Here is a 7696-nt window from a genome sequence, read left to right as displayed (position 1 = left end):
GGTGAAAATTCACCATCACGAGTTCTGGGCACTTTTAAATCCAGTGTTCCTACCCGAGTAGTAAATTCTCCCTCATAATAGCCGTTTCTTTGACTTTGCCGACTTTTTGAACGTTCATACGCATCGGCTTGAATATATTCTGTTCGTTGATTTTCCATCAATTGGTTGAAAACAGTAGTTAAAATCTTTTTAGAAACATCATCATTAACTGATCGTTCAATAATGTTTTGAACCTCTTCGCTGTTCAGTGTAAAATGTACTTGGGTCATGTAAAGTCCTCCTGGGTATGTTTTTGTGGTTAAAAACATTGTACCGTAAAAAGGGTTGCTACATGGCCTTTTGTCTTTTACACAATTATATGGACTTTATCAATTCTTTGGTATTATAATTTTGATAAAGTTGGTTAGCAATAGGAAATTTTTTGTCGAATTGTGATGAAACTTATAGGAAATTTAAGGAGTATTAGGAGGAGTATAATGAAAATTAGTCATAAACTTAGGAAATATTTGTCGGGAATAATTTTGTTATTGGCTTTGGTGTTTATACCTTTAACTATTATTAAAGCTCAAGATAGTGAAAGTAATCTAGGTACAGAAAATACGACCATGGATAATCAAGCAACAAGTGAGGAAACTGAGACAGAATCCGCAACTCAGACAGAAACTTCTAATGAAGAATTATCTTCAGAATCGGATGTTATTCCTACAGAGCCAAAGCTGTTAACTGTTTATAAATACGGCTCATTAACTAAATACCCTTTATCTGGTGCTCAATTTGAACTTTATGGATTGGAGCCTGAAATTTATTCTTCTTTGGAGACAAATCACAAAGACACTTTACCGAAAATAAAAGAAACAATTCCATTTTTAACGAAATTTATGGATTCAATGTATGCAAAAGTATTTGCGCAAGAAACGAATGCAGATATTCCAGCCGGAAATATTCTATTAGATACTTTTTACACTGATGAGAATGGGAAATTTACTACTTATCTTTCCCCCGGGACCTATTATCTTAGAGAAATTATTCCCCAATCGGGTATTTGCTGAATGAAGAAGTGTATGCCATCGAGATTAGTGACCAAGATGTAGAAATCTCGATTCCTAACGATCCTGATCCAAATTATTTTTCAACGGTTACCTTAACAAAAATTGATAGAATGACCGGAGAACCGATTCCGAATGTTGAGTTTGACTTATATTCTTATTTTGATGAAGGTGGTGGAAGTGGTTCATTTATTTATCCGAATCAAGATGAAGAGTTAAAACTTCAAGGAAATACCCCTTGGTATGCAAGTATTCTTAATGGTTTTTATCAAGAAGCAAATGCCCAAGATACTCCAATGGAGGGTGCACAATATATCGGTCGCTATAAAACAAATGAATTAGGTCAAATTATTATTGATTTGTCGCAAAACAGATGGTATTTCTTTAAAGAAGTAAAACCTGCCCCGGGATACGAATTAAATTCTGAACCAGAGTATTTCTATTTATCAGATTTTTCAATTGATTTAATCGTTAATAATATTAAGGAACCTAAAAATTTAACCATTAAGAAATATGATTCGATAACCAAACAACTATTGTCCGGTGCGATTTTCGAAATTTATGGACCAAGAAAAGAAGAGGAAATTTACACTAAAAATTTATATTCCCAAGATTCTGATAGAGATATACCAACTAAAAAAGATAGGATTCCATTTTTAACTAAATTTATTGACTCTGTTTATTCTGAGGTTACTGCACAAGAAGTTCTTTCTGATATTCCTGAAGGATTTGAACTTTATCAAGAGGTATGGATATTTGAAACGGGAGTCACTAATGTTGATCTTTCGCCGGGGACTTACTATATTAAAGAAGTATCTCCTCCGTTCGGTTATCAAATGAATGATCAAATTTATAAGGTTGAGATTAGCGATAAAGATGTAGAAATCTCAATACCTAATGATCCGGATCCGGAGGTGACTCAACGTGTAACTATTAATAAAGTCGATTCGATAAGCAAAAAGCCTATTCCAAATACGGTATTTGAATTGTATATCTGGCATAAAGAAGCTGGGGGATCAGGTTCATTCAATTATCCTGATGATAATGAGAAAATTAAACTCCAAGGAAATAATTCTTGGTATGCTAGTATTCTAAATAATTTCTATCAACATGTATCAGCTGAAGAACTTCCAACAGATGGACTCAGCTATGTAGGACAATATACGACTGATGAACTGGGTCAAATAATACTTAATTTACCGAAAAATTGGGATTATATTCTAAAAGAGGTTAAATCATCCCCGGGATATTTACCAAACGAATCTCTGCAATATTTCTTTGTAGGAGAAGATCCAGTTACTGTGGATATTGAAAATACACCTGATCCGACGATTACGACGGAAGCACCAACAACGACGACGGAAGAACAAACAACCACCAGTGAGTCGTCGACTACGGAAGAAGTAATAACGACGACCGAAGTTTCAACAACTACCGTGGAAGTAACGACGACGATCGAAGCTCCAACGACTACCACAGAAGAAGTAACGACCACGACGGAGACAACGACAACGACGCTGGAAGAATCAACGATCACGACAGAGGAAGTAACGACTATGACTGACTCTACGACAACTACAACTGAGGCGACGATAACCACGACGGAAGCTTCAACGATTATGACAGAAGACCCAACAAACACGACTTCACTTGGGACAACAACTGAAGAAGAAATAAGCATTCCTGGAGTTGTGATTACCACTATAGATCAATCAGGAACTAGCACTACTCTTCTGTTGCTTCCGAATCAAGTCAAGTAAATAATGACTCAACGACGACCGAACGGGCGGGAATCGTGGTCATGCCAAAGGAAACCTCTACCGAATCAGACAAGAATGAGCTACCAGAATCTGGTGAAAAATCAACCCCTTGGGCTATGATGGTCGGACTTGTCTTAGCTGCATTAGGACTTGTATTCTTCATGAAAGATCGAAAAGCATAATAGTGTTTGTTACCAAATTCAACCACCATGCAAAACTTTGTTTTGATGGTGGCTTTTTTAATGAAGAAACGATAGGGTATTCCACAAATTAAGGTTAGCTTTGCAAGATTTTTCGTCTAATCTATGAGATAATAGCCAAGTATGAAAGCTTATTGTAGATGATAGGAGACGGGTAGAGATGTCTAAGAAGTTACAGGCACAGATTATGAAATTTGTCTTTGTAGGTGGAACGGCCACCCTGTTAGATATGGGGATATTATACGTGCTCAATCAGTATTTTGGCGTCTACCATCTGATTGCTGCCACCATCGCTTTTGTGGTAGCGACTTTCTATAATTATTATTTGTCGATGAAATTTGTCTTTCAAAGTAAATTTGGCAATGAAGATCGACATAAGGAATTTATTGCTTTTTTTGTATTAAGTTTGTGTGGTCTGGGTATTACCATTCTGGGAATGTACTTAATGGTCGATATTATGAATTTACCAGTAATGCTGGCTAAAATTTTAGTCGGTGTAATTGTAATGACCTTTAACTTTGTTTCACGGAAAATCTATTTTGAACAAGCTTAGGAAGAGGGCGACATTGTGTTATTGACGATTTTGATTCCTTTTTATAATGAGGAAGAAGTTATTGATAAGACGCATCAGGTCTTGAGCCAGGAAGTAGACAAACTCGATCCTGTTCAAGTTGAATTATTATACGTGAATGATGGGAGTCGTGATCAAACTCTGGCTAAGATGCGGAAGATTGCTCAGTCTGATTCGCGGGTTCGTTATATTTCTTTCTCACGGAACTTCGGCAAGGAAGCGGCCATGTTAGCTGGTCTCGAGCATGCACGTGGGGATGCTGTCATTATTATGGATGGTGATTTACAGAATCCTCCCCATTTGATTCCCAAGATGTTGGCTAAGTATCAAGAAGGTTATGACTTAGTTAATGGCAAGCGGACGCGTGAAGGGGACGACATGAAGACGTCTTTCTTTGCCCAAATGTTTTACAAAGTGGCCAATAATGTGATGGATGTGACCTTAACCGATGGGATTTCTGACTTTCGTCTTCTGAGTCGGCGCGCAGTGGATGCCTTGGTCTCACTACAAGAATACAACCGTTTCTCCAAGGGCTTGTTTTCTTGGATTGGTTTTAAGTCGACCACGATTGAATATGACAATGTCTTACGAGAAGCTGGCGAAACCAAGTTTAATTTCAAGAAATCTATGAATTACGCTATTGATGGTATTCTTTCTTTTAATGACAAGCCATTGCGTTTGGTCTTTAATCTTGGCTTATGCTGTATCTTGATTGGTGGCCTTTATTTATTCTGGTTGTTAATTTCTTATATTATGAATCCAGAGACAGCCGTCGATGGTTATTTCACGACAATTTTCACGGTGGTCCTTTTTGGTGGGGTTCAGTTGGTTTCTTTAGGGGTCTTAGGCGAATATATTGGTAAGATCTTCTATGAGGTTAAACACCGTCCCCATTACTTGATTAGTGAGAGTAATCTGAAGGAGGAGGTTGAGCATCTTGAGCCGAAAGCATAAAATTCTAATCGGATCGACCCTGCTGCCCATGCTAATTATGCTGATTGGCTGGGTCATCAATGATTATTATCCTTTTGGAAATAAGTCACTGATGGCGATTGACTTTAGCCAACAGTTTATCGACCTCTATGTCTCGCAAAAAAGGGCGCTCTTATCAGGCGACTTTACCGCTTTCTTTTATTCTTTCTCAAAATCCATTGGGGGAAATATGGTCGGCAGTTGGGCTTATTATCTTTTCAGTCCTTTTAATCTGTTTTATATTTTATTGCCGACGTCGATGATTGTGGAAGCTGTATTTTGTACAGTGATTTTCCGTTATGGTTTGATTGGGTTCGCTATGGCCTACTTCTTAATTAAACGCCATCGCGCTGTACAATATTCACCATATTTAACCATCAGTTTGGCAACGATCTACACCTTAAATGGCTACAATGTCTCTTATCAAATGGTGCCAATTTTTTATGATGCCATGTGGATGCTGCCCTTTATCCTAATTGGCTTAGAAGAGTTGCTCGACGGTGGCAAACCTTATAAGTATTGTCTGCTACTAGCCTTTATGATATTTATTCAATTTTATATGGGCTATATGATCTGTATTTTTATTGTTCTTTATAGTATCTTCTATTTAATATGGCAGAAAAAAGAGCAAAAATGGCGGGACTATCTGCCAAAGATTCTACCACCTATTGGTCGCCTAGCATTTTATTCTATTCTGGCTGTCTTGTTAACTTCGGCCGTCTTTGTGCCCAATGTCTTGAACTTGATTGAATCGAAAGCAGCTGGCGCCAACTCGCTAAAGTTCGCTTGGGAATTACAGATTGAGCCTTTAGATATCTTAGCCAAGTTAAATATCGGTGCCTTTGATTCGGAGTCCTGGCCATTTGGCCCAAATTTGCCTAATATTTATGTAGCCTCGCTTGGCTTAGTCGGTGCCCTGTATTATTTCATGACCGACAAGATTCGTTGGTCAGAGAAGTTAGCGGCCTTCTTTGTCATTTTGGTCTTTTTTGTTTCAATCGTTCATGAGTTTACTTCCAAACTCTGGCATATGGGACAAAATCCTGCCGGCTTCTTTTATCGCTTTTCTTGGTTATTGGCTTTCTTTTTAGTATTTCTAGCTTATCGCGGATTAAAGGATGCTTCCTTTAAAGCCTATCAGGTGTTATTTGGCTTAGCGGCGATTCTCTTGATGCAGGCCTATGTTTTCCAACATGACTTTAGTTTCTTAACGTCGGGCCAAAAATATGTATCAACGGCTTTGTTCATTCTCATCTGGTTGCTGCTATATTTCCTTGGCAACCGCTCTTGGCAGTGGCTACTGGTGCTATTAATTAGTGCGGGTGAATTAGGCGCCAACGCGGTGATTTCTCAAGGTCGAATTAATTATTCAGATGCTTATAAATTTCAAAATGCCGTCCAAGTAATTGACGAAGCGATTGATCCCATTCGACCTAACCATCAAGACTTCTACCGAATTTCTAAGTCATTTACCCGGTCGAAGAATGATCCCATGATGTTCGACTATCCAGGCTTAACCCATTTCTCTTCAAGTCTAGAAGTCTCTACGCGCAAACTATTAGAGCATTTAGGTTCAAACGCGGTAGACGCTTCCACAACTTATATTGGTACGCCACTGACGGACGGTTTGTTTGCGGTCAAGTATTTTATTCAGAACCATCCTTACGATACTGGAAGCACGGCCTTAAACGAGAAAACCTATTTCTTTGGCAATGATGTCACTCGTAAAGACCTGACCCAGGCTGATAATTTTGTCAGTGCCACAGAACGCTTTGAGACCTATCAGGTTCCAGCCAGCTTACCTCTCGGTTTTGGCGTTTCGGATCAGTTGATTGGTCTGGAATTGAAAGCTAACCAGCCGGTACAAAATCAGGAATTAATCATGCAAAGCATGACACCGTCGGATAAGGCCTATGCAACGCTGATGGCTCCAAATACTGTGGAAATGGATAATCTTAAGGTTCGCGAGGTCAATGGTCGTAAGTATTATCAACGGATTGATTCAAGTCAGGAAGGACGCCTACGTTGGAAGTTCATTCCACAAAGTAATGGCACATACTTTGCTAGCGTGCCATTAGATTTATCGACCCGAGAAGATGATTTCTCCTTTGCCATTAATGGGGAGAAGTTAGCCATCCGCAAGAAATTTGTGGCTGATCAGCTCTTTAATTTGGCTGACCAAGTACAAGGTCAAGAACAAAGTTTCGAAGTGATCTTCAAGACGGATAAAGAAGTCGACTTGAGTCGCTTGTATTTAGCCCGTTTTGACCGAGATGCGATTTATCAACTGCTCAAGAGCAAAGAAGCTGAAGGTTGGCGCATTGATTCTTGGGGCAATAATCAGGTGAAAGGCCAAGTAACCCTGGAAGGAGATTCTCAATGGCTATTCACTTCAATTCCTTATGATGAAGGTTGGCAAGTCAAAGTTGATGGCAAGGCGGTCAATCCAGTGAAAGTTTGGGACGCTCTATTGGCCGTCCGCATGTCGCCGGGCACACATCAGGTTGAAATGGTTTATTACCCCAAAGGCTTCCTGATCGGCGTGGGGCTTAGCGTTCTCAGTCTCCTGTTATTTATCTATCTCGCAAGATCGGGCCGAGAAAAGGATTGGCCAAGCAGGCAAAGCTATGTTATTGAGGAAGGCTAGGAGAGTGTCATCATCGATTCGATCAGATAAAAAACATCAAAGCTACAAATTTTGATTTTTCCTATCTCTTGTGAAAAAATTAGAGAAAAATAATACGTATAAAGCCAAAAAGACGACCTGTTCAGGACAGCATTCTGTACTGACCCCCTAAAGTTGGACCGAATGATCCAACTTTAGGGGGTATTTGTATGGCTAAATATAGTTTAGAATTTAAAATGAAAATTGTATCCGAATATCTTTCTGGAACCATCGGGATGAAGGCGTTGACGAAGAAATATAAGATTAAATCCTCCCAAGAATTAAGAACCTGGGTGAACGCTTATAAAACTTTAGGAATAAAAGGGTTAATGCGCTCTCGAAAAAATAAGACATACAGTGTAAACTTTAAGTTAAAAGCAATCACTTTGTATGAAGCCAGTGAGAAGTCCTATCAAGATGTGGCGAATGAATTGGGATTGAATAATCCTTCACTGATTCCTAGATGGCGTCAAGAGTATCAT

The 7696-nt window shown here is 38.9% G+C and carries 8 protein-coding genes; 7 read left to right on the top strand and 1 reads right to left on the bottom strand.

Features of this window, described 5'->3' with window-relative positions; genetic code table 11:
• Positions 1–269, bottom strand: a 269-nt coding sequence (locus BMX34_RS09395) for a transposase (protein WP_200793444.1), incomplete at its 3' end; no start/stop codon positions are given.
• 207 nt (positions 270–476) lie between these two features.
• On the opposite strand from BMX34_RS09395, the gene BMX34_RS09390 reads away from it, so the two are divergent.
• The 7 genes from BMX34_RS09390 to BMX34_RS09360 all read left to right on the top strand — a co-directional run.
• Positions 477–1049: a SpaA isopeptide-forming pilin-related protein gene (locus BMX34_RS09390; RefSeq protein WP_092572748.1), complete on the top strand. Its 573-nt coding sequence runs from the start codon at positions 477–479 to the stop codon at positions 1047–1049.
• Between the two features lie 8 nt (positions 1050–1057).
• Positions 1058–2806: an MSCRAMM family protein gene (locus BMX34_RS09385; protein ID WP_143440765.1), complete on the top strand. Its 1749-nt coding sequence runs from the start codon at positions 1058–1060 to the stop codon at positions 2804–2806.
• 41 nt (positions 2807–2847) lie between these two features.
• The gene (locus BMX34_RS10025) at positions 2848–2988 is read left to right on the top strand and encodes an LPXTG cell wall anchor domain-containing protein (protein ID WP_092572746.1); all 141 of its coding nucleotides are present in this window, start codon (positions 2848–2850) and stop codon (positions 2986–2988) included.
• A gap of 178 nt (positions 2989–3166) precedes the next feature.
• Positions 3167–3559 carry a GtrA family protein gene (locus BMX34_RS09375; RefSeq protein ID WP_092572745.1) on the top strand — a complete coding sequence of 131 codons (393 nt, stop codon included), beginning with the start codon at positions 3167–3169 and terminating at the stop codon, positions 3557–3559.
• Between the two features lie 15 nt (positions 3560–3574).
• The gene (gene pgfS / locus BMX34_RS09370) at positions 3575–4531 is read left to right on the top strand and encodes a glycosyltransferase PgfS (RefSeq protein ID WP_092572744.1); all 957 of its coding nucleotides are present in this window, start codon (positions 3575–3577) and stop codon (positions 4529–4531) included.
• Positions 4515–7196, top strand: a complete 2682-nt coding sequence (locus BMX34_RS09365; protein ID WP_092572743.1) for a YfhO family protein — start codon at positions 4515–4517, stop codon at positions 7194–7196. The genes pgfS and BMX34_RS09365 overlap by 17 nt, the downstream gene beginning before the upstream one ends.
• Positions 7197–7384: 188 nt before the next feature.
• A partial coding sequence (locus tag BMX34_RS09360) for a helix-turn-helix domain-containing protein (RefSeq protein WP_143440764.1) occupies positions 7385–7696 on the top strand: 312 nt, incomplete at its 3' end.

Source organism: Ignavigranum ruoffiae, assembly GCF_900110675.1.
GTDB lineage: Bacteria > Bacillota > Bacilli > Lactobacillales > Aerococcaceae > Ignavigranum > Ignavigranum ruoffiae.
This window is presented reverse-complemented; position numbering and strand designations above follow the sequence as displayed.